Annotated in this window: 22 protein-coding genes; 13 read left to right on the top strand and 9 right to left on the bottom strand. The window is 66.9% G+C overall.

Annotation, left to right across the window (positions count from 1 at the left end; genetic code table 11):
* Positions 1-30: 30 nt before the first annotated feature.
* The 13 genes from prpF (at position 31) to A7W11_RS06570 (ending at position 13692) form a co-directional block, all read left to right on the top strand.
* Positions 31-1224 carry a 2-methylaconitate cis-trans isomerase PrpF gene (gene prpF / locus A7W11_RS06635; RefSeq protein WP_066410229.1) on the top strand — a complete coding sequence of 398 codons (1194 nt, stop codon included), beginning with the start codon at positions 31-33 and terminating at the stop codon, positions 1222-1224.
* A gap of 13 nt (positions 1225-1237) precedes the next feature.
* A complete protein-coding gene (locus tag A7W11_RS06630) occupies positions 1238-2695 on the top strand; it encodes a bifunctional 2-methylcitrate dehydratase/aconitate hydratase (protein WP_066410228.1) in 1458 nt (485 codons plus the stop codon).
* A gap of 161 nt (positions 2696-2856) precedes the next feature.
* Entirely contained in the window at positions 2857-3279 is a 423-nt protein-coding gene (locus A7W11_RS06625; RefSeq protein WP_066410227.1) for a CopD family protein, read from the top strand.
* A gap of 22 nt (positions 3280-3301) precedes the next feature.
* A complete protein-coding gene (locus A7W11_RS06620) occupies positions 3302-4912 on the top strand; it encodes a THUMP domain-containing protein (RefSeq protein WP_066410226.1) in 1611 nt (536 codons plus the stop codon).
* 245 nt (positions 4913-5157) lie between these two features.
* The gene (locus tag A7W11_RS06615; RefSeq protein ID WP_066410225.1) at positions 5158-5340 is read left to right on the top strand and encodes a hypothetical protein; all 183 of its coding nucleotides are present in this window, start codon (positions 5158-5160) and stop codon (positions 5338-5340) included.
* A gap of 962 nt (positions 5341-6302) precedes the next feature.
* On the top strand, positions 6303-6551 hold the full coding sequence (locus tag A7W11_RS06610; RefSeq protein ID WP_066410224.1) for a hypothetical protein: 249 nt from the start codon (positions 6303-6305) through the stop codon (positions 6549-6551).
* Between the two features lie 63 nt (positions 6552-6614).
* Positions 6615-6944 (top strand): YegP family protein, encoded by a 330-nt coding sequence (locus A7W11_RS06605; protein ID WP_066410223.1) that lies wholly within the window; start codon positions 6615-6617, stop codon positions 6942-6944.
* 988 nt (positions 6945-7932) lie between these two features.
* A complete protein-coding gene (locus A7W11_RS06595) occupies positions 7933-8466 on the top strand; it encodes an RDD family protein (RefSeq protein WP_066410222.1) in 534 nt (177 codons plus the stop codon).
* Positions 8467-8512: 46 nt separating this feature from the next.
* Positions 8513-9397, top strand: coding sequence for a UDP-2,3-diacylglucosamine diphosphatase (locus A7W11_RS06590; RefSeq protein ID WP_156523017.1), 885 nt, complete (start codon positions 8513-8515; stop codon positions 9395-9397).
* A gap of 201 nt (positions 9398-9598) precedes the next feature.
* Complete coding sequence (locus tag A7W11_RS06585; RefSeq protein WP_066410220.1) at positions 9599-11278, top strand: acyl-CoA synthetase; 1680 nt, start codon at positions 9599-9601, stop codon at positions 11276-11278.
* A gap of 36 nt (positions 11279-11314) precedes the next feature.
* Entirely contained in the window at positions 11315-11836 is a 522-nt protein-coding gene (locus tag A7W11_RS06580; protein ID WP_066410219.1) for a gamma carbonic anhydrase family protein, read from the top strand.
* 47 nt (positions 11837-11883) lie between these two features.
* The gene (gene hslO, locus A7W11_RS06575; RefSeq protein WP_066410218.1) at positions 11884-12801 is read left to right on the top strand and encodes an Hsp33 family molecular chaperone HslO; all 918 of its coding nucleotides are present in this window, start codon (positions 11884-11886) and stop codon (positions 12799-12801) included.
* Positions 12802-12939: 138 nt separating this feature from the next.
* On the top strand, positions 12940-13692 hold the full coding sequence (locus A7W11_RS06570; RefSeq protein WP_066410217.1) for a hypothetical protein: 753 nt from the start codon (positions 12940-12942) through the stop codon (positions 13690-13692).
* A gap of 111 nt (positions 13693-13803) precedes the next feature.
* Here the strand turns inward: A7W11_RS06570 and ftsB are convergent, their stop codons facing one another.
* From ftsB to gsiC, 9 genes are all read right to left on the bottom strand, one after another.
* Complete coding sequence (ftsB, locus tag A7W11_RS06565) at positions 13804-14181, bottom strand: cell division protein FtsB (protein WP_066410216.1); 378 nt, start codon at positions 14179-14181, stop codon at positions 13804-13806.
* A 70-nt stretch (positions 14182-14251) separates the two neighbouring features.
* Positions 14252-15538: a phosphopyruvate hydratase gene (gene eno / locus A7W11_RS06560; RefSeq protein ID WP_066410215.1), complete on the bottom strand. Its 1287-nt coding sequence runs from the start codon at positions 15536-15538 to the stop codon at positions 14252-14254.
* Between the two features lie 30 nt (positions 15539-15568).
* Entirely contained in the window at positions 15569-16423 is an 855-nt protein-coding gene (gene kdsA, locus A7W11_RS06555) for a 3-deoxy-8-phosphooctulonate synthase (protein WP_082887127.1), read from the bottom strand.
* Positions 16420-18072, bottom strand: a complete 1653-nt coding sequence (locus tag A7W11_RS06550; protein WP_066410213.1) for a CTP synthase — start codon at positions 18070-18072, stop codon at positions 16420-16422. Before A7W11_RS06550 ends, kdsA begins: the two co-directional genes overlap by 4 nt.
* A gap of 793 nt (positions 18073-18865) precedes the next feature.
* Positions 18866-20662, bottom strand: coding sequence for an aminopeptidase P family protein (locus tag A7W11_RS06545; protein WP_066410212.1), 1797 nt, complete (start codon positions 20660-20662; stop codon positions 18866-18868).
* Positions 20663-20671: 9 nt separating this feature from the next.
* The gene (locus A7W11_RS06540; protein WP_066410211.1) at positions 20672-21502 is read right to left on the bottom strand and encodes a M55 family metallopeptidase; all 831 of its coding nucleotides are present in this window, start codon (positions 21500-21502) and stop codon (positions 20672-20674) included.
* A gap of 61 nt (positions 21503-21563) precedes the next feature.
* Complete coding sequence (locus A7W11_RS06535; protein WP_066410210.1) at positions 21564-22646, bottom strand: DmpA family aminopeptidase; 1083 nt, start codon at positions 22644-22646, stop codon at positions 21564-21566.
* Between the two features lie 118 nt (positions 22647-22764).
* A complete protein-coding gene (gene gsiD / locus A7W11_RS06530) occupies positions 22765-23697 on the bottom strand; it encodes a glutathione ABC transporter permease GsiD (RefSeq protein ID WP_235816818.1) in 933 nt (310 codons plus the stop codon).
* An 8-nt stretch (positions 23698-23705) separates the two neighbouring features.
* Entirely contained in the window at positions 23706-24626 is a 921-nt protein-coding gene (gene gsiC / locus A7W11_RS06525) for a glutathione ABC transporter permease GsiC (protein ID WP_066410209.1), read from the bottom strand.
* Between the last annotated feature and the right edge of the window lie 24 nt (positions 24627-24650).

The raw sequence follows: 24650 nt of genomic DNA, 5'->3' as shown, positions 1-24650 counted from the left end.
CCCCCGCCCCCATCCGCAAGGAATTGACTCATGGCATCCCTTCCCCAACTTCGGATCCGCGCCACCTACATGCGCGGCGGCACCAGCAAGGGCGTATTCTTTTGCCTGCAGGACCTGCCCCCTGCTGCCCGGAAACCCGGCCCCGCGCGCGACGCGCTGCTGCTGCGCGTGATCGGCAGCCCCGATCCGTACGGCAAGCAGATCGACGGCATGGGCGGCGCGACCTCCAGCACCAGCAAGACCGTCATCCTGGACCGCAGCCAGCGGCCCGATCACGATGTCGACTATCTGTTCGGCCAGGTCTCCATCGACAGCGCCTTCGTCGACTGGAGCGGCAACTGCGGCAATCTCAGCGCGGCCGTCGGCGCCTTCGCCATCGAGAACGGCCTGGTGGACAAGTCCCGCGTGCCCGACAACGGCACGGCCATCGTGCGCATCTGGCAGGCCAACATCGGCAAGACCATCCTGGGCCACATCCCCATGGAGAACGGTCAGGTGCAGGAAACCGGCGACTTCGAACTGGACGGCGTGACCTTCCCGGCCGCCGAAGTGCAGCTGGAATTCCTGGATCCCGCCGATGAAGGCGAAGGAGACGCCGGCGGCGCGATGTTCCCCACCGGCAACGTGGTGGACACGCTGGACGTGCCGGGCATCGGCGCGCTGCAGGCCACGATGATCAACGCCGGCATCCCCACCATCTTCGTCAATGCCGAGGCCATCGGCTACACCGGCAGCGAGCTGCAGGACGCCATCAACGGCGATCCCGAGGCGCTTGCCATGTTCGAGACGCTGCGCGCGCACGGCGCGGTGCGCATGGGCCTGATCGCCGATGTTTCCGAAGCCGCGAAACGCCAGCACACGCCCAAGATCGCCTTCGTGGCGCCGCCAGCCGCCTACACCGCCTCCAGCGGCAAGGCGATCGGCGCGGACGACATCGACGTGCGCGTACGTGCCATGTCCATGGGGAAGCTGCACCACGCCATGATGGGCACGGCGGCGGTCGCCATCGGCACCGCCGCCGCCATTCCGGGCACCCTGGTCAACCTGGCCGCCGGCGGCGGCGAGCGCGAGTCGGTGCGCTTCGGCCATCCCTCGGGCACGCTGCGCGTGGGCGCGCAGGCCCGCCTGGAAGACGGCCAATGGAAAGTCACCAAGGCCATCATGAGCCGCAGCGCGCGCGTGCTGATGGAGGGCCAGGTCCGCGTACCGGCGGACACGCTTTAAAGGAAACGCCATCATGTCTCACGCCGATGCCTCCCCAGCCCAGCGTCCAGCCTGGGACACGGTACTGACCGACATCGCCGATTACGTCTACGACTATCGGATCGCCAGCCCGCTGGCCTACGAAACGGCCCGCAACTGCCTGATCGACACGCTGGGCTGCGGGCTGGAAGCGCTGACGTATCCGGCGTGCCGCAAGCTGCTCGGGCCCATCGTGCCGGGCACCGTGGTGCCCAACGGCGCCAGGGTGCCCGGCACGCCATTCCAACTGGATCCCGTGCAGGCCGCCTTCAACATCGGCGCCATGATCCGCTGGCTGGATTTCAACGACACCTGGCTGGCTGCCGAATGGGGCCATCCCTCCGACAACCTGGGCGGCATCCTGGCCGTGGCCGACTGGCTGTCGCGCAGCGCCGTGGCCGCAGGCAAGCCGCCGCTGGCCATGCGCGACGTGCTCACCGCCATGATCAAGGCGCATGAGATCCAGGGCTGCATCGCCCTGGAGAACGCGTTCAACAAGGTCGGCCTGGATCACGTGGTGCTGGTGAAGGTCGCGTCCACCGCCGTGGTGGCGCAACTGCTGGGCCTGACGCGCGAGGAAGCCCTCAACGCCATCTCGCTGGCCTGGGTCGACGGGCAGAGCCTGCGCACGTATCGCCACGCCCCCAATACGGGCAGCCGGAAGAGCTGGGCCGCGGGCGACGCCACCAGCCGCGCCGTGCGCCTGGCCCTGATCGCGCGCACCGGCGAAATGGGCTATCCCACCGTACTGACGGCCAGGACGTGGGGGTTCTACGACGTGCTGTTCGAGGGACAGCCGTTCACGTTCCAGCGCCCGTACGGCAGCTACGTGATGGAGAACGTGCTGTTCAAGATCTCGTATCCGGCCGAGTTCCATGCGCAGACCGCCGTGGAATGCGCCATGGACCTGCACGGCAGGCTGGCCGCCGCAGGTAAGAGCGCGGACGACATCGAGCGCATCACCCTCCGCACGCACGAGGCCTGCATCCGCATCATCGACAAGCAGGGGCCGCTGAACAACCCGGCCGACCGCGATCACTGCATCCAGTACATGGTGGCCGTGCCGTTGCTGTTCGGGCGCCTGACCGCGGCGGACTACGAAGACGGCATCGCCGCCGATCCGCGCATCGACGCGCTGCGCGGCCGCATCGTGTGTGAAGAAGATCCGGCCTTCACGAAGGATTATCACGACCCGGACAAGCGCTCGATCGCCAACGCCCTGACCGTGCGGTTCAAGGACGGCACGCAATGGGACGAGATCGTGTGCGAATACCCCATCGGCCACAAGCGCCGGCGCGGCGACGGCATCCCGCTGCTGCAAGCCAAGTTCCGCACCAACCTGGCCCGCGTGTTCCCGGCGCGCCAGCAGCAGCGCATCCTGGACGTCTCGCTGGACCAGCAGACGCTGGAAGCGATGCCGGTGCACGAGTACGTGGATCTGTACGTGATCTGACGCCCGCGCGGACAGCGGGACAGACGTTTCGCGGGCCGTCCCGCTGGCGGCGCCCGCCCCGTCCGGCGCCGCATTTTCCGGCTGCACGCCTGCGACACTGCGTCGCCGATCCCCCCGCCCCCGCGCCGTTACAATGACACATTCTTTACGGAGCGCGCGCCATGCTGTGGGTCAAGGCCTTTCACATCGTCTTCATCGCGTCCTGGTTCGCCGGGCTGTTCTACCTGCCCCGCATCTACGTGAACCTGGCCCAGCAAACCGATCCGGCGGCCCAGTCCTGTCTGCTGGGCATGGCCAGGCGGCTGTACCGCTTCATGACGATCCTGGCCGTGCCCGCCGTGCTGCTGGGCCTGTGGCTGTACGTGGGCTACGGCATCGGCATCGGCCCCGGCAACGGCTGGATGCACGGCAAGCTGCTGCTGGTCCTGCTGATCGTCGGCTACCATCATGCCTGCGGCGTCATGCTGCGCAAATTCGAACAGGGCCGCAACACGCGCCCGCATACGTTCTATCGCTGGTTCAACGAAGTTCCTGTCCTGCTGCTCGTGCTGGTAGTCGTGCTGGTCGTCGTCAAACCCTTCTAATTCCCAGCTTCCGCGAACTCGCATGTCATCCGACGATCAAGACCGTCCGCGCCGAACGCTATCGGTCAACAAAACTGCCCGCCCCGCCGCGGAAGACGACGCGACGCGCCGCAAGCGCAGCGGCGCTCGCGCACGCCAGGCAACCCAGTTGGAACGTGGCCGCGACAAGGACGACCGCCTGCAGCGGGCGCAGTCCATGCCGGCGCAGCCGCGTCCCGAACCCCGGCGCTACATGGACCGCGAGATGCGGGATACGCGCCGCGACGAACCGTCCTATCCGCCCGCCGGGGATGACCTGTCCGCCAGCGCCGCCTGGGATGACCTGCCCGCCGACAGCGCTGCCTGGGACGACCTGCCGCCCGACGCGCCGCAATGGGACGACGACGACGCGCTGGCGCGCGACACCGAGGCGCACGATGTCTCCGTGCACGTCGCGCCGCGCGAACGCGATCGCCCCGGCCGTGGCCGGGGCCGCCCCCAGCCGGCCGAAATCTTCCAGATCTTCGCGCCCTGCCCCCAAGGCCTCGAAGAAGCCCTGACCGCCGAAATGCAGGCGCTGGGCTTCGAGGACGCCAGGATGGGCCGCGCCGGCTGCAGCTTTTCCGCCGACTGGTCGGGCGTGCTGCGCGCCAACCTGTATTCGCGCCTGGCCACGCGCATCCTGGCCCAGGTGGGACAGGGCGAGATCACGCACGAGGACGACATCCTCGACCTGGCCTACAGCGTGCCCTGGGAACGCTGGTTCGGCGCGGAACAGACCCTGCGCGTGGATACGTCGGCCATCAAGAGCCCGGTGCGCAGCCTGCAGTACTGCAACCTGCGCGCCAAGGACGGCATCTGCGACCGCCTGCGCGACCGCGAAGGCGCCCGCCCCGACATCGACACCGTGCGTCCCGACGCGCGCGTGCACCTGTTCCTGCTGGGCACCACGGCCACGCTGTACCTGGACACGTCGGGCGAATCGCTGTTCAAGCGCGGCTGGCGCCTGGACAAGGGCGAGGCCCCGCTGCGCGAGAACCTGGCCGCGGGCATGCTGGCGCTGGCCGGCTGGGATCCGGCCGCCCCGCTGCTGGACCCCTTCTGCGGCAGCGGCACCATCCTGATCGAAGCCGCCTGGATCGCCCTGGGCGTGCCGGCCGGCGTGTCGCGGCCCTTCGGTTTCGAGCGTCTGCGCGACTTCGACCAGCGCCGCTGGCGCGACCTGAAGGACGATGCCCGTACCCGCATCCTGACCAGGCTGGAAGCCCCGCTGGTGGGCTACGACCTCGATCCGCGCGCCATCGACTTCGCCCGCGCCAACGCCGAACGCGCCTGGCTGACCGACGAAACGATCCGCTTCGAGATCGGCGACGCGCGCGACATCGACGCGCCCGCCGAGTCCGGCTGGATCGTCACCAACCCGCCCTACGGCGAACGCATGGAAGAGCACGACGAGACGCTGTGGCGCGACTGGTCGGCCTGCCTGAAGCGCCGGTTCGCGGGCTGGCAGTTGCACGTCATCACCAGCGACATGACCCTGCCCCAGCGCCTGCGCCTGAAGCCCCAGCGCCGCATCCCGCTGCACAACGGCTCGCTGGACTGCCGCCTGTTCGGTTTCGAACTGGCGGCGGGAAGCTATCGCGACGCTTCCTAGCCTGAGCCTGAATCCCGTCCTGGCGCCCCTGGCGCCGGGACGAAGCCCGGCATCGTTGTAAAAGGGCAGCAATCTCGGCCCGCTATCGTGCCGCTGTCCGCCACAAGCGCGCTGATTTGGGGCATCATCAGCACCAGGATCGCGCGCCGTGCACCACGCACTTGCACAAATCCAGGGTTAACCCTAAAATTCGGGTTAACCCTAGACAAAAGACCGCCGAGTGACATAACCTCGGCGTAACGCAAGTGATCAAGATCCCGCACGGCGTCGTGATGAGCGACGAACTCGAACGCCAACTGATGGTGCAAGCCATGCAAGAGCAATTCCGCCCGCACCCGCTGCGCGCCCTGCTCGCCGGCCTGCGCAAGCTGATGGCCCGCACCGGGCGTCCGGCGCAAATCAAGACCGCCGCGGCTTCCGCCGCCTGATTCCGCGGCGCTGTACCGATTTCCCCTTGGGGGCTGCATAGCCCCTTTTCTAACCCGCCCTCACCGGCGGGTTTTTTTTGCCGCCGGGCCGTCCCAAGGCAAAAAGCCCCCCTTGGGGGGCAGCAAGCCGAAGGCGCAGCGTTGGGGGCGTCATTTCACCGCCGGGCCGCCCCAAGACCGAAAAGGCCCCTTGGAGGGCGGCACGCCCTGAACCGCCCCCAAGAAGCTGGTCAGTTTGGGAAGCTATAGGCTCAAGGCCTGAGTTCGGTCCTGCACCAGGCCCAGACTTTTCACATTGTGAAATACATCGCGGGCTTTGAATGCCTTGCTGCCGAACAGAAAGGCGGTGTCGATGCCGCGCCGATCACGGCTGGTATCGGCATGGATCGCCTGAAGGGCGCCACGGCGGCGATCAGCACGTCCAGCACATACTTGTTTCGATCTCGCGCACGCCCAGGATGTCCAGCCCCTTACCCTCGTTCATTGGGCCAATGACCGAGGGTAACTGGGCGAGCTTGCGATCGAACAGCGCCTACGTCCAGCCCTTGAGATCCGCACCACGGCGCTGGCGATCCACGGCTCGCGCTCGGGGTAGTTTTCCGGCGCGAACAGGTTTTCCAGGTTCCAGAAAGCAAGTGATACCGCGCGGCCATAGAAACTCCCTGAGAGACGGTGGATCTTCGCGGGCGACTGTCGAAGATTCAGCACGTCTAGCCGATGCGCGTGACGACCCGATGACCCGCTTTAATCCGCCGCCGGCGAGAAATCGCTAGGGATTTCCCGAAGCTACCGTGTGCCGCACGTGTCGTTTCGCCACCCGCTAACGCAATAATCCGCATGAATGTGAAATACCATATATAGCGCTCGATAAAAACAAAAACACCATATATAGTATTCACGCAGGCATCGCAGTCGGTATCGCAGAGAAACAACCTTTCGCCCTCCGGGCATTTGGAGTTCGTATGGCTACCAACAGCAAACAAACGTCTTCCCGCGTGGCCTCCACGGCCGGCAAAACGCTGGGCAGTTCATCGTCGAGCACACTGCAGAAATCGCTGGCCGGCTCGGCGCTGCGTCAGACTGGCTCTCGCGCGCAGACGGGCGTGGGGATCGAGGCCCGGGCCTCGCGGGCGCTGGACAATCCCCGTTCCGCCCCCGTCACCAAGGCCTTGGCCGGCTCAGTCGTTTCGCAGTCCAACAAGAAGCGCTGAATCGCCGGCCACGGCGCGAGCCTCACCCGTTTTTCAAACCTGCATCGCTATCGGAGATTCCCAATGAGCGGCACCTACGACTTGAAGCGCAGCGGCGACCAGTTCATGTTCAACTTGAAAGCGAGCAATGGAGAGCCCATCCTCACCAGCGAGCGCTACACCACAAAATCAGGCGCAGTGAGCGGCATCGAATCGGTGCGCAAGAACTCGCCGATCGACGCCCGGTATCAACGCAAAGTCGCCACCAACGGCCAGCCGTATTTCACGCTGACCGGCGGCAACGGCGAGACTATCGGACGCAGCGAAACTTACTCCAGTGCTTCGGCGCGCGACAACGGCATCGCCTCTGTCAAAACCAACGGCCCGACGGCGACGGTCGAGGACAACACCTGACGCCTGGCCTACCAGCTCCGGCAAGCCAGACATACAGCGATCATTCGGTTCGTCCGGGCCAAGCCTGCGCGACAGGCGTCGCGCGCGCCGCCCTCCACCGGGAAAGCGACGCGCAGTACCTGCGCTGGAGATCAACCCGCCGCGGGTTCAGTCATCGCCCGCAGACGCTCGATCACGCCTGGTTCGACAAAGACGCAAGGCTGATGGAGAGCCAGTTGCACGTTGAACACCCTAGCGAAAACCTCGCGCTTCACGTGTGCCACCCGCCCCGTCCGATACGCCTGCTCAGGTTTCAAGCGGTCGGGGTCTTTGGCCCGCCTGCTGCGCTTCGGGTCGCATTCGACCAAGGCGATGTAGCCTTGCGTGAAGCGCTGCTGGTGCTCCGGGCAGAGGCCCCAGCCCGGTCTGAACTGCACCCCAGAAGTTGGACATTGATCCAACCTTTGGGGTGTTCTTCTTGACGTGCCCCCAACAAGTCGAAGGCCTTGATCGACGCGGAACGGACCGAAACGCTGGCGAAAAAAGCGTCTGCGCCCCTGTGATTGGCACGACGCCCCTTTTGGAAATCTGAATGCGGTGCCCCACGATGGCAAAGCCATCACACGCATGCCGGACATGGATGAAGCCATGCTGGAAGTGGCCAAAGCAGTCCGGGACGCAGCCGGGCGCCTGGGTCCCCGCCCTGCCGTCGGCCCACCACATCAGCCACCCGGGCCAGCCCCCACCCCCGCGCCCGCGGCCGGGCCACGTTCGAGCAATCTGCGACTCGCGAAAACCTTCACGCATCGCGACAAGGATGCCTTCCGGCTCCAGGCCTTCGAGTACATCGCCCGCTACTTCGAGAACGCTTTGCAAGAACTCGGGCAGGCGCAACCTGGGCTGATCGCTGGACGAACGGCGGCCGATGCGCCGCCGCCTTTCAGCGTATTCCCTCGCTTTTGCCTGTCGGCTGCTCATCTGCGCCCCGGCCGCGCCATAATAAGCGCCCATGATCACCCCCCAGGACCTTTCCGCCACGCCCAGCCGCGCCCGGCGCTTCGCCTGCATGATGTATGAAGGCGTGCTGCTGTTCGGTGTCGTGTTCCTGGCCGACTATCTGCTGGATACGCTGACGCAAAGCCGCCACGCCCTGGCGTTGCGGCCGCAACGGCAGGCCTGGCTGTTCCTGGTGATCGGCATCTACCTGGTGTTGTGCTGGCGGCGCGGCGGCCAGACCCTGCCGATGAAAACCTGGCACATCCGCCTGGTCGACCGCGATGGGCAGCGGCCCGGGCTGGGCCGCCTGGTCTGGCGCTATGTGCTGATCTGGCCGCCCATGCTGGCCGTCATCGGCTTGATCTCGCTCGGTTCGAGCGCCACGGGTTGGCGCTCGGTCGACATGCTGGTCGTCGTCGCGCCCTTCGTTTCCTTCCTTTGGACCTGGGTGGATACCGACGGCCAGTTCCTGCACGACCGTCTGGCCGGCACCCGCCTGCGCAACGCCCCGCCACGCCAGCAGGCCGTTACCCTGAAGCAAGGATAGGGACACATCCGTCACATAGCAGTCACCGATCTTTCATGCTGACGTCATGCCCGGCTGGTCTCATGCCAAGGCAAGACGGGCTGAACGGAAGACCACGGTGAACGACATCCATCCGACGCGTTGGCGCACATTATGGCTATCCGACATTCACTTGGGTACCAGTGGGTGCAAGGCGCAATTCCTGCTTGATTTCCTCGATCACAACGACGCCGATACGCTGTATCTGGTAGGCGACATCGTCGACGGCTGGCAGTTGCGCAAGCACTGGCACTGGCCCCGCGCGCACAACGACGTGGTCCAGCGCATCCTGCGCAAGGCCCGCAGCGGCACCCGCGTGGTGTTCATCCCGGGCAACCACGACGAGTTCGCCCGCGAGTTCATCGGCTACGCCTTCGGCGACATCGAGATCCTCGACGAGGAAGTGCACGTCACCGCCAAGGGCCAGAAGCTGCTGGTGCTGCACGGCGACCAGTTCGACGGCGTCATCCAGCACAGCAAGTGGCTGGCGCACCTGGGCGACTCGCTCTACCAGTTCGCGCTGTGGCTGAACAACCACTACAACCGCCTGCGCCACCGCATGGGCCTGCACTACTGGTCCCTGTCGCAGTACCTGAAGCACAAGGTGAAGAACGCGGTGTCGTTCATCACCAACTTCGAGGAAGCGCTGGCCGGCGAAGCCCGCCGCCGCGGCCTGGATGGCGTGGTCTGCGGACACATCCACAAGCCCGAAATGCGCGACATCGACGGCGTGCTGTACTGCAACGACGGCGACTGGGTGGAAAGCCTGTCGGCCCTGGCCGAATCCCAGGACGGCACCCTGCAACTTCTGGATTGGGCCAGCGTGCTGGCGCAACGTGAAAACCCCGCACGGGCGCGCCGCTCGCTGGCGCTGCCCGATCTGCCCTCGGCGGTCGGCCGCACCAGCAAGTAAATACAGCAAAGCGCCCCGAAAGGGCGCTTTTGCCTTGGACCGCCTGTCCGTGAAAGAAGTAAGCGTCCGTAAAAACCCGTATATGTCCCCTGTTTGGGACCCGGGCATGTTGCAGTTCACGGCCCTCTAGGTCATGCTTGCGTTTGGGGAGACCGGCGGTCCCCCCCTTTCGTAGCAACCGCGCGCTTACTACATAGGGCCATGAACGACCATTATCAGGCGCTCTACCAATCATTCCGCTGGCTGGTTCCTACCCAGTTCAATATCGCGGAAGCGTGCTGCCATCGCTGGGCAGCCAGCGCGCCGGAATCGCGTCGCATCGCCATCTTCTACGAAGACGAAGCCGGCAACCGCGAGGTCTGGACCTACGCCCGCCTGGCCGAAGCCGCCAATCAATTGGCCAACGGCCTGATCAAGATGGGCGTCGAGCCCGGCGACCGCGTCGGTGTGGTATTGGGACAACGTCCCGAGACCGTCGTGGCCCACATGGCCATCTACAGCGTGGGCGCCGTGGTGCTGCCCCTGTCGTCGCTGTTCGGCCCCGAGGCCCTGCAATCCCGGCTGTGCGACGCCGAAGCCCGCGTGGCCATCGTCGACTACGCTTCCAGCGCGAATCTACTGGCCGTCAGCGACAACTGCCCGCAGTTGCAGCAGATCATCGGCATCGGTTTCGCCGACGAGCGCGTGCTGCCCTGGCGCAGCCTGCTGGCCCGCCAGCCATCCGAATTCAAGCGCGTGATGACGCGTGCGTCCGATCCCGCCATCCTGCTCTATACGTCCGGCACCACCGGCGCGCCCAAGGGCGCCTTGCTGCCCCACAGCGTGCTCATCGGCAACCTGCCCGGCTTCGTGGCCTCGCAGGACTGGTTCCCACGCACGGGCGATGTCTTCTGGTCGCCAGCCGACTGGGCCTGGACCGGCGGCATGATGGACGCCTTGCTGCCCACACTGTATTTCGGCCATCCCATCGTGGGCACGCGCAGCCGCTTCTCGCCCGAACGCGCCTTCGAGCTGATGGAGCGCTACCAGGTCACCAATGCCTTCCTGTTCCCCACCGCCCTCAAGATGATGATGAAGACGGTGCCACAGCCGCGCGAGCGTTATCAACTGGCGCTGCGCGCCCTGATGAGCGCCGGCGAAAGCGTGGGCGAAACCGTGTTCGCCTGGTGTGAGTCCGCCCTGGGCGTGACGCCCAACGAGATGTTCGGCCAGACCGAAATGAACTACGTGGTGGGCAACAGCAGCAAGCGCTGGCCTGCCCGCCCCGGCAGCATGGGCCGTCCCTATCCGGGCCATCGCGTGGCCGTCATCGACGACCTGGGCCAGGAAGCGCCGGTGGGCGAGATCGGCGAGGTCGCGGTCAACCGCACCGACATCGCCGGGCACCCCGACCCCGTCATGTTCCTGGGCTACTGGCGCAACCCCATCGCCACCGAGGGCAAGTTCACGGGCGACTGGTGCCGCACCGGCGACCTGGCCAGCAGGGACGCCGACGGCTACCTCTGGTACGCGGGGCGCGCCGACGACGTCTTCAAGTCGGCCGGCTACCGCATCGGGCCGGGCGAGATCGAGAACTGTCTGCTGGGCCATCCGGCCGTGGCCAACGCCGCCGTGGTGCCCAAGCCCGACGCCGAGCGCGGCGCGCTGGTCAAGGCCTACGTGGTGCTGACCGCCGACTACCTCGGCCAGGCCCCCGAAGCCATCACGCAGGCCTTGCAGGACCACGTGCGCGAGCGCCTGGCGCCCTACGAGTATCCCAAGGAAATCGAATACCTGGACGAACTGCCGATGACCACCACCGGCAAGGTCCAGCGCGCGGTGCTGCGGCGCCGCGAAGAAGAACGCGCAGCGCGCACGCACACCGCCCCCGGCGCAGCCTGACGACGGCCCGCGGCGCGCATCGACGGAGACCCCCGCATGCCCATCTATCAACTGGACGACCTCGTCCCGTCCATCGATCCGGACACCTACGTGTCCGACAGCGCCGACCTGATCGGCAACGTCACGCTGGAGGCCGGCGTCAGCATCTGGTCGCACGTCTCCATCCGGGCCGACAACGCGCCCATCGTCATCCGCCGCAACAGCAACGTCCAGGAATCCACCGTCATGCACGTGGACGAAGGCTGTCCCTTGACGGTTCATGAGAACGTCACGGTCGGCCACCAGGCCATGCTGCACGGCTGCACCATCCTGGAGGGCGCGCTGATCGGCATGCAAGCCATCGTGCTCAACAATGCCGTGGTGGGACGCAACTGCCTGATCGGCGCAGGGGCGATCGTGCCCGAGGGCCGGGTCATTCCCGACAATTCGCTGGTGATCGGCATCGGCAAGATCGTGCGCGAACTGACCGCCGAAGAAATCGCCGGCATGCATGCCGGCAGCGCCCGCTACGCCGAGCGCGGACGGCAGTACAGAACCTCGCTCAAGCGCATCGGTTAGCCCCGCCCAGGGGCGGCGGCGGCACCGGAATCGGCTAAGATGCCTGCATGACCGATTCGCTGAAAAAATACCTGCTCGAAGACCGTACGGTGCGCGTGCAGGCCGTGCGTCTGCACGACACCTGGCAGCAGGCCCAGGCGCATCACCAGTACCCGCCGACCATCAAGCGCCTGCTCGGAGAACTGGTGGCGGCCTCGACCCTGCTGGCCGCCAATATCAAGTTCGAAGGTTCGCTGCTGCTGCAGATCCAGGGCGACGGCCCGATCGCCCTGGTGGTGGTCGAGTGCCGCTCCGACCTCAGCCTGCGCGCCACCGTCAAGGTGCGCGAGGGTCACGAGCTGCCCGAAGACGGCACCATGCAGAGCCTGCTGAACACCCGCGGCGAAGGCCGCTTCATGGTCATCCTCGACCCCAAGCGCAAGGTGCCCGGCCAGCAGGCCTACCAAGGCATCGTGCCGCTCGAAGGCGACACGGTGGCCGAGGTCCTGCAGCACTACATGAAGGCGTCCGAGCAACTCGACACGCGCCTTTGGCTGGCCGCCGACGACACGCACGTCGCGGGGCTGCTGGTGCAGCGCCTGCCCGACCAGGGCGGCCTGCCCCAGGGCAACGTCGATTCCGATACCTGGACGCGCGCCATCCACCTTGCCGGCACGCTGTCCGGCGAGGAACTGCTGCAGACCGATGTGGACACGCTCATCCACCGCCTGTATTGGGAAGAAACCCTCACCGCGTTCGAACCGCTGCCGGTACGCTGGTTCTGCCCGTGCACGCGTGATCGCGTGGCTGGCATGCTGCGTTCGCTGGGCGCCACCGAAGTGCAGGAAATCCTGGCCGAGCAAGGCAAGGTGGAAGTCTCTTGCGACTTCTGCGGCAAGCCCTATCTCTTCGATCCCGTCGACTGTGCGGGGCTGTTCGCCGAGAATAAGCCGATGCCGGAACAGAATCCGCCGACGATGCATTGAACCGGCGCGGGGCAGCCGCCCCGCTGCCATGATCGAGAGCAAGATCACGGCAGAAAATCAATCGGATGCGTCCTACGCGGCTTAGCGTAGATTCCACAATCGACGCATTCAAGGGCGCCGGGCAAACTGCCCGGCACCATGTCCATCCCGCACAGCCCCCCACGCAGCCATCCTCACCGCCAACGCGGTGCGGCGCTGATCGAATCCGCGGTTGCGTTGGGCGCGGTGCTGCTGGTCGCGCTGGCTGCCGTCGAGGTCATGCACTGGCAGTTGATGCGGCAACTGGCCTATGTCGCACTGACCGAAGCCGCGCGCGCCGGCGCCACCGGCCACGCCCGTCCCGGCCTCATCGCCCAGGCATTCGAAACCGCCTTGCTGCCCCGCCATGCCTCGCCCGGCGGGCAGCCGGAAGCCGCCCTGATGATGCATGCCGCCTTGGCGCGCACGGCGAGGCGTGCGGGCATGCCGGCCTGGCACATCACGATATTGCGGCCAGGCACGGCCGCCTATGCCGATTTCTCCCAACCAGGATTTCGCGTGCCCGCCGCACCAGGGCTGCTCGCGGTGCGCAACGACTATCAGGCCGAGCAGCACACGGCCTATCAATCCCGATGGTCAGGCGGGCTGGGCCCCCGTTCGGGTCTCACCATCTTCCAGGCCAATACGCTGCGCCTGCGGCTGCGCTATCTGGTCGAACCGATCACGCCGGTTGGCGGGCTGGCCATGCGGGCCACGGCGGTTCTGCCGGGTTCCGCGGCCTGCATCCATCGAGCCTTATCGGCCGGCGTGCTGCCTCTGTCCATGACCCTGACGATGGACATGCAATCCCACCCCGTGCGATGGCCCGCGGGCGACCATCCGCAAATCAGCGAGGACGACGATGCGTGTTGAGAAGAACCGCGGCCTGGGCGGCCCAAAAGAAAATCCACGGACAAGCCGTGGATCTCGGTGGCAACGCGTGTGGCAGCGGGCGCGGTGGCCGGGTACTGCCCCGCGTGCAAATCAGCGTGTGGGTTGCGAGGCCGGCCTGGCGGGCGGGGCTGCAGGTCGCACAGGCGGCTTGGCGCCCGGTTTGGGCGGCTCCTGCGGTTTGACAGGAATGGCGGCGCCCGGCGGCAGGATGTGCACGAAGACTTCGCCGTCCTTCATCATGCCCAGCTCTGTGCGGGCACGTTCCTCGAGCGCCTCGGTGCCCGTGGTCAGGTCGTTCACTTCAGCCTGCAAGGCCGCATTGCGGGCTCGCAGGCTGTCGTTCGTCTCACGCTGCCTGGCAACCTGCTCTTGCAGTTCCCACACCCGAAACCAGCCGCCCTTGCCCATCCACAACGGATATTGGATCAGGCCCACCAGGGCGACCAGCACGATCAGCAGCAGGCGCATACGCGTCCTCGGCAGCGCGGCAAGCGCGTGGGCGCCGCGGGCCTTGTGCAGGCAGCGGCGCCGTCACGCGTCAACGCAGGTTGTAGAACGCCTCGATGCCAGGGTACGACGCAACTTCGGCCAGTTCTTCCTCGATGCGCAGCAGTTGGTTGTACTTGGCCATGCGGTCCGAACGCGACAGCGAACCCGTCTTGATCTGCATGGCGTTGGTGGCCACGGCGATGTCGGCGATGGTCGAATCTTCGGTTTCGCCCGAGCGATGCGACACGACGGCGGTGTACCCGGCGCGCTTGGCCATCTCGATGGCGGCGAAGGTTTCGGTCAGCGTGCCGATCTGGTTGATCTTGATCAGGATCGAGTTGGCCACGCCCTTCTGGATGCCTTCGCGCAGGATGCGGGTGTTGGTGACGAACAGGTCGTCGCCCACCAGTTGCACCTTCTTGCCCAGTTGGTCGGTCAGCAGCTTCCAGCCGTCCCAGTCGTTTTCGGCCATGCCGTCCTCGATCGAGATGATCGGGTACTTGTCGCACCACGTGGCCAGCAGGTTGGCGAACTCCTGCGAGGACAGCGACACGCCGCCTTCGCCGGCCAGCGTGTACTTGCCGTCACGGAAGAATTCCGAGCTGGCGCAATCCAGGCCCAGGGCGATCTGCGTGCCCGGCTCGTAGCCGGCTTCGGTGATGGCCTTCAGGATCAGCTGGATGGCGGCTTCGTGGTTGGCCACGTTGGGCGCGAAACCGCCCTCGTCGCCCACGGCGGTCGACATGCCCTGGTCGTGAATCAGTTTCTTCAGCATGTGGAACACTTCCGCGCCCCAACGCAGCGATTCGCGGAAGCTGGCGGCGCCCACCGGCAGGATCATGAACTCCTGCAGGTCCAGCGTGTTGTTGGCATGCGCGCCGCCGTTGATGACGTTCATCATCGGCACGGGCATGCTCATGGGGCCGCTGCCGCCGAAGTAGCGGTACAGCGACAGGCCGGATTCGTCGGCGGCGGCGCGGGCCACGGCCATGCTGGCGGCCAGCATGGCATTGGCGCCCAGGCGCTGCTTGCTGTCGGTGCCGTCCAGTTCGATCAGAGTGCGGTCGACGAAGGTCTGCTCCTGGGCGTCCAGGCCCATCAGCGCTTCGGAAATCTCGGTGTTGACGTTCTCGACGGCGCGCAGCACGCCCTTGCCCAGATAGCGGCCCTTGTCGCCATCGCGCAACTCGATGGCTTCGCGGGTGCCGGTGGACGCCCCCGACGGCACCGCGGCGCGGCCCATGGCGCCGGACTCCAGCAGCACGTCGCATTCGACAGTGGGGTTGCCGCGCGAGTCGAGTATCTCGCGGCCGATGATGTCAACAATAGCACTCATGTCTTTATGTTCCCAGAACGATGGTCGGATTCAGAATTGGTTTTCGAGAAAGCCGTTGCGCTTGGTGACGCGGTCGATTTCGACCAGCGAGGCAAGCAACTCGGCCATGCGGTCCAGCGGCACGGCATTGGGGCCGTCCGACATGGCCTTGGCCGGATCGGGGTGGGTTTCCATGAACAGCCCGGCCACGCCCACGGCCACGGCCGCACGCGCCAGCACCGGCACGAATTCGCGCTGGCCGCCCGACGAAGTGCCTTGTCCGCCCGGCAACTGCACCGAGTGCGTGGCGTCATACACCACCGGGCAGTCGGTCTCGCGCATGATGGCCAACGAACGCATGTCGGACACCAGGTTGTTGTAGCCGAAGGATGCGCCGCGTTCGCACACCATGACGTTGCTGCCGTCGCCGCCGGCTTCGCGCGCAGCCTCGCGGGCCTTGTTCACCACCTGCACCATGTCGTGCGGCGCCAGGAACTGGCCCTTCTTGATGTTGACGGGCTTGAGGGTGGCAGCGCACGCGCGGATGAAGTCGGTCTGGCGGCACAGGAAGGCCGGCGTCTGCAGCACGTCGACCACGGCGGCCACGGGCTCGACCTGCGGCGTGTCGTGCACGTCGGTCAGCACGGGCACGCCAAGCTGGTCGCGCACGTCGGCCAGGATGCGCAGGCCTTCGTCCATGCCCGGACCACGGAAGGACGTACCCGAACTGCGGTTGGCCTTGTCGAACGAGCTCTTGTAGATGAAGGGAATACCGAGCTTGCTGGTGATTTCCTTCAGACGGCCGGCAGTGTCGAACGCCATCTGGCGCGACTCGATCACACACGGGCCGGAGATCAGGAAGAACGGCTTGTCCAGGCCGACTTCGAATCCGCACAGTTGCATCATGCCTCCTTGGTACGACGCGACTTGTTATCGAGCGCTGCCCGGATGTAGCTGGAGAACAGCGGATGGCCGTCGCGCGGGGTCGAGGTGAACTCGGGGTGGAACTGCACGCCCACGAACCACGGGTGGTTGGGCAGCTCCATCATTTCGGGCAAGTTTTCGGTGGGGGTGCGCGCGCTGATGACCATGCCGGCTTCTTCCAGGCGCGGCGCGTACACGTTGTTGACTTCGTAACGATGACGGTGACGCTCGTTCACCTCGTTGCCGTAGATGCTTTGCGCGCGCGTGCCGGCCTTGACCGGGCAACGTTGCGCACCCTTGCGCATGGTGCCGCCCAGATCGGACTTGTCGTCACGTTTCTCGACATTGCCCTCGCGGTCCATCCACTCGCTGATCAGGGCAACGACCGGATGCGGCGCGGCGGGATCGAATTCGGTGCTGTTGGCGCCGCCCAGCCCGGCCACATGGCGAGCGAACTCGATCACGGCCAGTTGCATGCCCAGGCAGATGCCCAGGTAGGGCACGCCGTTTTCACGGGCGAAGCGGATGGCGGCGATCTTGCCTTCGGTGCCGCGCTTGCCGAAGCCGCCCGGCACCAGGATGGCGTCCAAGTGCTTCAGTTGGTCGGTGCCGCGCGTTTCGATGTCTTCCGAGTCGATGTACTCGATGCGCACCTTCGAACGCGTATGGATGCCGGCGTGCACCAGGGCTTCGCTGAGCGACTTGTACGACTCGGTCAGGTCGACGTACTTGCCCACCATGCCGATCAGCACTTCTTCCTGCGGATGCTCCAGCGCGTCGACCAGGTTGTCCCACATGGACAGGTCGGCCGGCGGCGGGGTCAGGCCCAGGGCTTCGCACACGATGTTGTCCACGCCCTGCTTGTGCAGCATGGCGGGAATCTTGTAGATCGAGTCGGCATCCCACACCGAAATGACGGCGTCCAGCGGCACGTTGGAGAACATCGAGATCTTGGCGCGCTCGTCGTCGGGAATGCGGCGGTCGGCGCGGCACAGCAGCGCGTTCGGGTAGATGCCGATTTCGCGCAGCTTCTGCACCGAGTGCTGGGTGGGCTTGGTCTTCAGTTCGCCGGCCGACGCGATGTACGGCACCAGCGTCAGGTGCACGAAGGCGGCGCTGTTGCGGCCCATGCGCAGGCTCATCTGGCGGGCGGCTTCCAGGAAGGGCAGCGACTCGATGTCGCCGACGGTGCCGCCGATCTCGACGATGGCCACGTCGGTGTTGCCATTCCAGGCGGCGTCCGCGCCGCGCGCGATGAAGTCCTGGATTTCATTGGTGATGTGGGGGATGACCTGGACGGTCTTGCCTAGGTAGTCGCCACGGCGCTCTTTGCGCAACACCGATTCGTAGATCTGGCCGGTGGTGAAGTTGTTCACCTTGCGCATCTTGGCCGAGATGAAGCGCTCGTAGTGGCCCAGGTCCAGGTCGGTCTCGGCGCCGTCTTCGGTGACGAAGACCTCGCCGTGCTGGAAGGGGCTCATGGTGCCCGGATCGACGTTGATGTACGGATCCAGCTTGAGCATCGTGACCTGCAGGCCGCGGGATTCCAGGATGGCAGCCAGCGAAGCGGCGGCGATTCCCTTGCCCAGGGAAGAGACGACGCCGCCGGTGACAAATACGTATTTGGTCATCGTGATGGGCACCCAGCAGGTTTGCGTCCCCGCGGGTGCTAGCGGGAAATTTGGATTATACCGAAGGTCGGTGAAAGTCTACGTATAAACCCGGGCCGGGGGGCTGTTGCTTACAACTGTGAGAGGCGTTCTTCGTAGGGCGTCCTTGGCGGGATGGGGGCAGGCGGGGCGGCCAAGTCGTCGGGCTCGGGCGCGCCAGGAGGCGCCCTCGGTCCCGCTGCGCGGGACTGCCCCGACTCCAATTGGCCACCCCGCCTGCCCCCACCCCGCCAAGGACTCGCTGCAATGGCATGCCCACGGCGTCGGCCAAGCCGCTGGTACACGGCGCTTGGAAATACCTGCACTGTTGAGGTGCGCGGGTCGGTTTAATCTTGTGGGGGTCGGAGGGGGAAGGGCGTCCGTTGAATGGGGACGTGGTGAGCCGATGGGGGCCAATGGGGCGTGCGGCTTTCTGAAGATGCATCGCAAAACCGCGTGGGGCGATGAGAAATGACGTCTGCCAAATCGGGAAGCCGTGATCCAGGCAAGCCGATGGCGCTCGCGGGTGTCGCATGGAAACATCACGCCCTCCCCCCGACTGCTGAGGAGTTCGGCATCCGCCGGATGAAGACACCGCGAGCCCGGGCAGGCCCCTGGGGCCGAGGCGGCCAATTGGAGCCGGGGCAGTCCCGCGCAGCGGGACCGAGGGCGCCTCCTGGCGCGCCCGAGCCCGGCGACTTGGCCGGCTCGGCCCCAGGGGCCTGCCCGGGCGTCTGAAGAACTCAGATCAAGCGATCCGAACCTCCGCAGCCCTTCACGCCGCCAACGGTTCAGTCCGCGCGATCAGCCAGTCCAGCGCCTTGCCTTGGACCAAGGGAGACACACGGCGGCGGACCGTGGCGTGGTAGTCGTCGAGCCAGGCGATTTCCTCGGCGTTCAGCAGCGGCAGTTCGATGCAGCGCGTGTCGATCGGGCACAGCGTCAGCGTCTCGAAGCACAGGAACTCGCCGAACTCGCCGTCCAGCCAGACCCGGTTGGCCACCAGGTTCTCGATGCGCACGCCCCAGCGCCCCGGACGGTAGAGGCCGGGCTCGTTGGAGGTGATCATGCCCGGCTGCATGGCCGTGTGCGGGCCCGGGGCCGCGCGGTACGAGATGACCTGCGGGCCCTCGTGCACGTTCAGGAAGTAGCCCACGCCGTGGCCCGTGCCGTGGCCGTATTCGGCGCCACTGGCCCAGATGGGCGCGCGGGCGATGGCGTCCAGCATGGGCGAGGCGGTGCCGCGCGGGAATGCGGCGCGCGACAGCGCGATCATGCCCTTGAGCACCACCGTGAAATCTACCTTCTGGTCGGCGGTGGGCGTACCCACGGCCACCACGCGGGTGATGTCGGTGGTGCCGCCCACGTATTGGCCGCCGGAATCGATCAGCAGCAGGCCGTCGCCTTCGATGGTGGCGCGGGACTCGGGCGTGGCGCGGTAGTGCGGCATGGCGCCGTTGGCGTTGAAGCCGGCGATGGTGCCGAAGCTGGGACACACGTAACCGGGACGGCGGGCGCGCGCGGCGGTGATGCGCTCGTCGACGGTGATTTCGGTGATGGTTTCGTGGCCCAGCGCGCCTTCGAACCAGGCGAAGAACTCGGCCAGGGCGGCGCCGTCCTGCTCCATCGCGGCGCGCACGTGCGACAGCTCCTCGTCGCTCTTGCGCGACTTGAACAGCGTGGACGGGTTGATGTCCTCGGCGCGTGGCACGGCGGGGTCCATCAGGTGGAACACGCCGCAGGTGACGCGCGCGGGATCGATCAGCAGGGTCTGGTCCGTCTCCAGCGAACCCAGGGCCTCGGCGGCCTGCTCGTAGGGCAACACGTCGACCCCATCGGCGGCCAGGGCCGCGCGCAAGGTGTCATCGATCTTGCCCGTGCCGACGAACAGCGCCGCGTAATCGTGGCCGATCAGGGCATGCGCCAGGAACACCGGGTTGTATTCGACGTCGGCGCCGCGCAGGTTGAATATCCAGGCGATGTCGTCCACCGTGCACACCAGATGGGCATCGGCGCCGTACTGGTCCATGGCGTCACGCACGCGCGCCAGGCGTTCGGCGCGCGACTCGACGGCCTGCGGCGGCTGGTGTTCGTACACCGGCGCACTCGGCAGGCCGGGACGGTCCGCCCAGATGTCTTCCAGCAGGTCGGCCTGGATGTCCAGGGCGATACCCACCGGCGCCAGCGCGGCGGACAGCCCGCGCCAGGCCGCCAGGCCCAGCACCTGGCCGTCGACGCCCACCGTCTGGCCGGCGCGCAGATTGGCCGCCAGCCAGGCGACGTGGCCGGGCTGGTTGGCGGCGGCGATCTTCATCAGTTCGATGCCCGTGCCGGCCAATTGGGCCTCGGCCTGCACCCAGTAGCGGCTGTCCACCCACAACCCGGCGAAATCCGCCGTGACCACCAGCGTGGCCACCGAGCCAGTGAAGCCCGACAGCCAGCGCCGTCCCTGCCAACGCTCGGGCAGGTACTCGGACAGGTGCGGATCGGCGGACGGCACGATGCAGGCGTCCAGCCCGCGGCGGCGCATGGCCTGTCGCAGGTCGGCAAGACGGGTCGGGATGGATGACATGGAGAATCCTCAGCGCAACATGAAGGACATGGCCGCCAGACTGTTGAGCGTACGGATCGCGGCCTGCACGCTGTCTACCGTAAAGCGCAGCGTGACGCCGTCGACGCGCTCGAGCGTCGGCCACATGCAGAACAGGTCGGCCAGCGCCGGACTCTGGGTCTGCAGACGGCATTCTATCGGGCCGGGGATGCGGAAAGGAACCGCCTGGCCGGCGCCGCCCGTGGCCTCGCGCACCGCGGCCTCGGCCGCCTGGGCGATGGCGCGCCGCGACGCGGCGGGCGACAGCGTGACGCCGCTGCCCTGCCCGTGCGCCACCTTGGTCTGCACCCACTGGGCGCCCGGGAACAGCGGCGTGGTCTCCTCGATGAAGACGTTGTCGCCCGTGGCCAGCAGCACCGGCACGCCCAGCTCACCGGCCAATGCGCCGTACAAACCGGCCTCGCCCAGCTCCATGCCGTTCAGGAACACGCGCGCGAAGGCGAAGCTGTTGATGGTGTGCGCCAGCACGCCACGGCCTTGCGCGCGGCTGTGATAGCCGATCATGAAGACGGCATCGCACGGCTCTTCCAAACCGCCCATCATGCCCAGGTAGCGGGGCTTGCCCAGCACCAGGCGGGCGCGCTCGTCGATCTGGTCGGGCAGCAGGTTGCGGAAGCCGCCGTGCGAGTCGTTGACCAGCACCTCGGTGGCTCCGCCCGCGAAGGCGCCCTGCACGGCCGCGTTGGCCTCGCCTGTCATCCAGGCGCGCGCGCGTTCGTACTCGCCGTTGCCGGCGCGGATCTGCTCGCCGTGAAAGACGCCGGCGACGCCTTCGATGTCGGTGGAAATCAGGATTTTCATGACGGACTCGGTAGTAGGTATTTGCTTGCGGCGCGCCCTGCCCCGGCGCCGCGGCCAACGGTCAAAGCTGGGTATCCGCCAGCCAGCGGCGCCATTCCGGCGCCACCTCACGGATCGCACGGCGCGCATGGCCGTCGCGGCCGGTCACGCTTTCCGCGTGCCACAGCGCGGCGATGATGGCCTGTTCGCTGGCCTCGGCGGCCGCCTCGAACAGCGGGTCGATGCGGGTCTCGTGCAGCATCGGCACCGAGGGCATGCCACGCTCGGCCAGGTGCGGCACGGTATAGGCGGTGCTGAAGGCCAGCGCGATGTCGCCGCTGCCGTGGCCGAACACCGAGCCGGTGCGTGCCAGGCCGGCGCCGGCGCGCAGCGACAGGCGGCGCAACTGGCGCGCGTCCAGCGGCGCATCGGTGGCGATCAGCAGAATGATCGAGCCCTTCTCGGGTTCCGGCATGAGCGGGGCGGCCTGGCGGTCCATGCGCTCGGCCAGCAGGCGGCCGAACGGCCGGCCCGCCACGGTCAGGTTGGGCAGGCGGCCGTAGTTGGACAGCACCAGCGCGCCCACGGTGTAGCGTTGGCCCGGCTGCACCTCGGCCACGCGCGAGGCCGAGCCGATGCCGCCCTTCATCGAGAAACTGGACATGCCGCGGCCAGCGCCCACGGCGCCCTGCGCGAACTCGGCCGACGCGGCGGCCAGCGCCTGGCGGTAATGGTCTTCGGTGACGGCAAGCGCCTGGATGTCGTTCAGGTAGCCGTCGTTGCACTCGAACACCAGCGGGTTCACCGTAGGCAGGCCGCGACCGATCTCGGGGTTGGCGGCCACGGCGTGGCGGATCTGCGCGTTGGCAACCGTGCCCACGCCGAAGGTGTTGGTCAGGGCGATGTCGGTTTCCAGCACGCCCAGCTCGGCCACCTGGACCAGGCCGGTGGTCTTGCCGAAACCGTTCAGGATGGTGGCGGCGGCCGGCACCTTGTCGCGGTAGGGATCACCGGCGTGCGGACGCACCACGGTCACGCCGGTCTGCTGCGCGGCGTCGGCCAGCGTGTAGTGGCCGACCGTCACGCCCGGCACGTCGCTGATCGCATCGCGCGGGCCGGAAGGCCGCACGCCGATGCGCGGCTGGGTAGGGGAAGCGTCCTGCATGAATCACCCGTGCGTCGCCGCACGGTCTCCGGAAAAAGAAAGGCCGGCCCCACCGGGGCCGGCCGGCAGAACGATTGCCACGGGACGGCGTGCGCCACGACGACGCCGCGCAGTCCGCTTACTTGCGGTCGATCTTGGGGTCCAGCGCGTCGCGCAGGCCGTCGCCCAGCAGGTTGAAGGCCAGCACCGTCAGGAAGATCGCCAGCGCGGGGAAGATCGCGATGTGGGGCGACAGCACCATGTCGGCGCGGGCCTCGTTCAGCATGGCGCCCCATTCCGGCGTGGGCGGCTGCGCGCCCATGCCCAGGAACGACAGGCTGGCCGCCGTGATGATCGAGGTGCCGATACGCATGGTGCCGTACACGACGATGGGCGAGATGGTGCCCGGCAGGATGTGGCGCATGATGATGGTCCAGTCGGACGCGCCCACGCTGCGCACAGCTTCGACGTAGGTCATCTGCTTGATGGCCAGCGTGTTGCCGCGCACCAGGCGCGCGAAGGCCGGCACGCTGAACACGGCCACGGCCACGATCACGTTGACCATGCTGGAACCCAGGATGGCGACCACGCCGATGGCCAGCAGCATGCCGGGAAAAGCCAGCAGCACGTCGGAGATGCGCATCGTGATGCGCTCCCACCAGCCTTCGTAGTAGCCGGCCATCAGGCCCATCAGCGTGCCCACCACCGCGCCCATGGCCACCGACAGGAAGCCGGCCGCCAGCGAGATGCGGGCGCCCATCAGCACGCGGCTGAAGATGTCGCGGCCCAGCGAGTCCACGCCGAACCAGTGCGTCCACGACGGCGTGGCGTTCAGGGCGTCGTAGTCGAAGAAGTTCTCGGGGTCGAACGGCGCCAGCCAGGGCGCGAAGATCGCGGCCACGACCAGCAGCAGCACGAACACGCCGGCGCCCAGCGCCAGCTTCTGCTTGCGGAACTTGCGCCAGAACTCGGTGGCCGGGGTACGCACCGCGGCCTGGGCGGCCACGGCGGGGGCCGCGCCGGGAGCGGTGGCGGCGTCGGTGGTGGCCGAGGCGGTTTCGATATTGCTCATGCCCGCCCTCACTTGTAGCGAATGCTGGGATTGATGACGCCGTACATCACGTCGACAATCAGGTTGATCAGGATGAATTCCAGCGAGAACAGCAGCACCAGGCCCTGGATCACCGGATAGTCGCGCTGGGTGACGGCGTCGACCAGCAGGCGGCCCAGGCCGGGCCAGTTGAACACGGTCTCGACCACGATGGAGCCGCCCAGCAGGAAGCCGAACTGCAGGCCCATCATGGTGACCACCGGGATCAGCGCGTTGCGCAGCGTGTGCTTGGTCACCACGACGCGCTCGGACAGGCCCTTGGCGCGCGCGGTGCGCACGAAGTCTTCCTGGATCACCTCGACGAACGAGGCGCGCGTGAAGCGGGCCATCACCGCGGCCACGGCCGCGCCCAGCGTGATGGACGGCAGGATGTAGTGCTGCCAGGTCGAGGCGCCGACGGTGGGCAGCCAGCCCAGTTCGACCGAGAAGACCTGCATCAGCACCATGCCCAGCGCGAACGCGGGGAACGAGATGCCGGACACCGCCAACGTCATGCCCAGGCGGTCGGGCCACTTGTTGCGCCACACGGCGGACACGATGCCGATGACCATGCCGAAGGTCACGGACCAGGCCATGGCGGCCAGCGTGAGCCACAGCGTGGGCATGAAGCGGTCGGCGATTTCAGTGGAGACGGGGCGCTTGCTGCGCAGCGACACGCCCAGGTCGCCCTGCAGCATGTGGCTGAAGTAGCGCACGAACTGCTGCGGCAGAGGCAGGTCCAGGCCGAGTTCCTGGCGGACCAGCTCGACGGTGGTCTGGTCGGCGTCCTGGCCGGCGGCCAGGCGCGCGGGATCGCCCGGCAGCATGTGCACGAAGAGGAACACGACCACGGCCACCAGCAGCAGCGTGGGGATCATGCCCAATAGACGTTTGACGATGTAGGTGAACATTGAGAATTCCTGCGGCATCGGCCG

Source organism: Bordetella ansorpii, from assembly GCF_900078315.1.
Lineage (GTDB): Bacteria > Pseudomonadota > Gammaproteobacteria > Burkholderiales > Burkholderiaceae_B > Bordetella > Bordetella ansorpii.
Note: the sequence above shows the minus strand (reverse complement) of the source record. Positions and strands in the feature narration are given on the sequence as shown.

Bases quoted from the DNA above. Each gene is read 5' to 3' on its own strand.
- A7W11_RS06550 (WP_066410213.1), bottom strand. From the start codon at position 18,072: ATGACCAAATACGTATTTGTCACCGGCGGCGTCGTCTCTTCCCTGGGC.
- prpF (WP_066410229.1), top strand. From the start codon at position 31: ATGGCATCCCTTCCCCAACTTCGGATCCGCGCCACCTACATGCGCGGC.
- A7W11_RS06570 (WP_066410217.1), top strand. From the start codon at position 12,940: ATGTCCATCCCGCACAGCCCCCCACGCAGCCATCCTCACCGCCAACGC.
- A7W11_RS06580 (WP_066410219.1), top strand. From the start codon at position 11,315: ATGCCCATCTATCAACTGGACGACCTCGTCCCGTCCATCGATCCGGAC.
- gsiD (WP_235816818.1), bottom strand. From the start codon at position 23,697: ATGAGCAATATCGAAACCGCCTCGGCCACCACCGACGCCGCCACCGCT.
- A7W11_RS06605 (WP_066410223.1), top strand. From the start codon at position 6,615: ATGAGCGGCACCTACGACTTGAAGCGCAGCGGCGACCAGTTCATGTTC.
- A7W11_RS06625 (WP_066410227.1), top strand. From the start codon at position 2,857: ATGCTGTGGGTCAAGGCCTTTCACATCGTCTTCATCGCGTCCTGGTTC.
- A7W11_RS06540 (WP_066410211.1), bottom strand. From the start codon at position 21,502: ATGAAAATCCTGATTTCCACCGACATCGAAGGCGTCGCCGGCGTCTTT.
- A7W11_RS06545 (WP_066410212.1), bottom strand. From the start codon at position 20,662: ATGTCATCCATCCCGACCCGTCTTGCCGACCTGCGACAGGCCATGCGC.
- hslO (WP_066410218.1), top strand. From the start codon at position 11,884: ATGACCGATTCGCTGAAAAAATACCTGCTCGAAGACCGTACGGTGCGC.
- A7W11_RS06610 (WP_066410224.1), top strand. From the start codon at position 6,303: ATGGCTACCAACAGCAAACAAACGTCTTCCCGCGTGGCCTCCACGGCC.
- eno (WP_066410215.1), bottom strand. From the start codon at position 15,538: ATGAGTGCTATTGTTGACATCATCGGCCGCGAGATACTCGACTCGCGC.
- kdsA (WP_082887127.1), bottom strand. From the start codon at position 16,423: ATGATGCAACTGTGCGGATTCGAAGTCGGCCTGGACAAGCCGTTCTTC.
- A7W11_RS06585 (WP_066410220.1), top strand. From the start codon at position 9,599: ATGAACGACCATTATCAGGCGCTCTACCAATCATTCCGCTGGCTGGTT.
- A7W11_RS06630 (WP_066410228.1), top strand. From the start codon at position 1,238: ATGTCTCACGCCGATGCCTCCCCAGCCCAGCGTCCAGCCTGGGACACG.
- A7W11_RS06590 (WP_156523017.1), top strand. From the start codon at position 8,513: ATGCCCGGCTGGTCTCATGCCAAGGCAAGACGGGCTGAACGGAAGACC.
- gsiC (WP_066410209.1), bottom strand. From the start codon at position 24,626: ATGTTCACCTACATCGTCAAACGTCTATTGGGCATGATCCCCACGCTG.
- A7W11_RS06620 (WP_066410226.1), top strand. From the start codon at position 3,302: ATGTCATCCGACGATCAAGACCGTCCGCGCCGAACGCTATCGGTCAAC.
- A7W11_RS06595 (WP_066410222.1), top strand. From the start codon at position 7,933: ATGATCACCCCCCAGGACCTTTCCGCCACGCCCAGCCGCGCCCGGCGC.
- ftsB (WP_066410216.1), bottom strand. From the start codon at position 14,181: ATGCGCCTGCTGCTGATCGTGCTGGTCGCCCTGGTGGGCCTGATCCAA.
- A7W11_RS06535 (WP_066410210.1), bottom strand. From the start codon at position 22,646: ATGCAGGACGCTTCCCCTACCCAGCCGCGCATCGGCGTGCGGCCTTCC.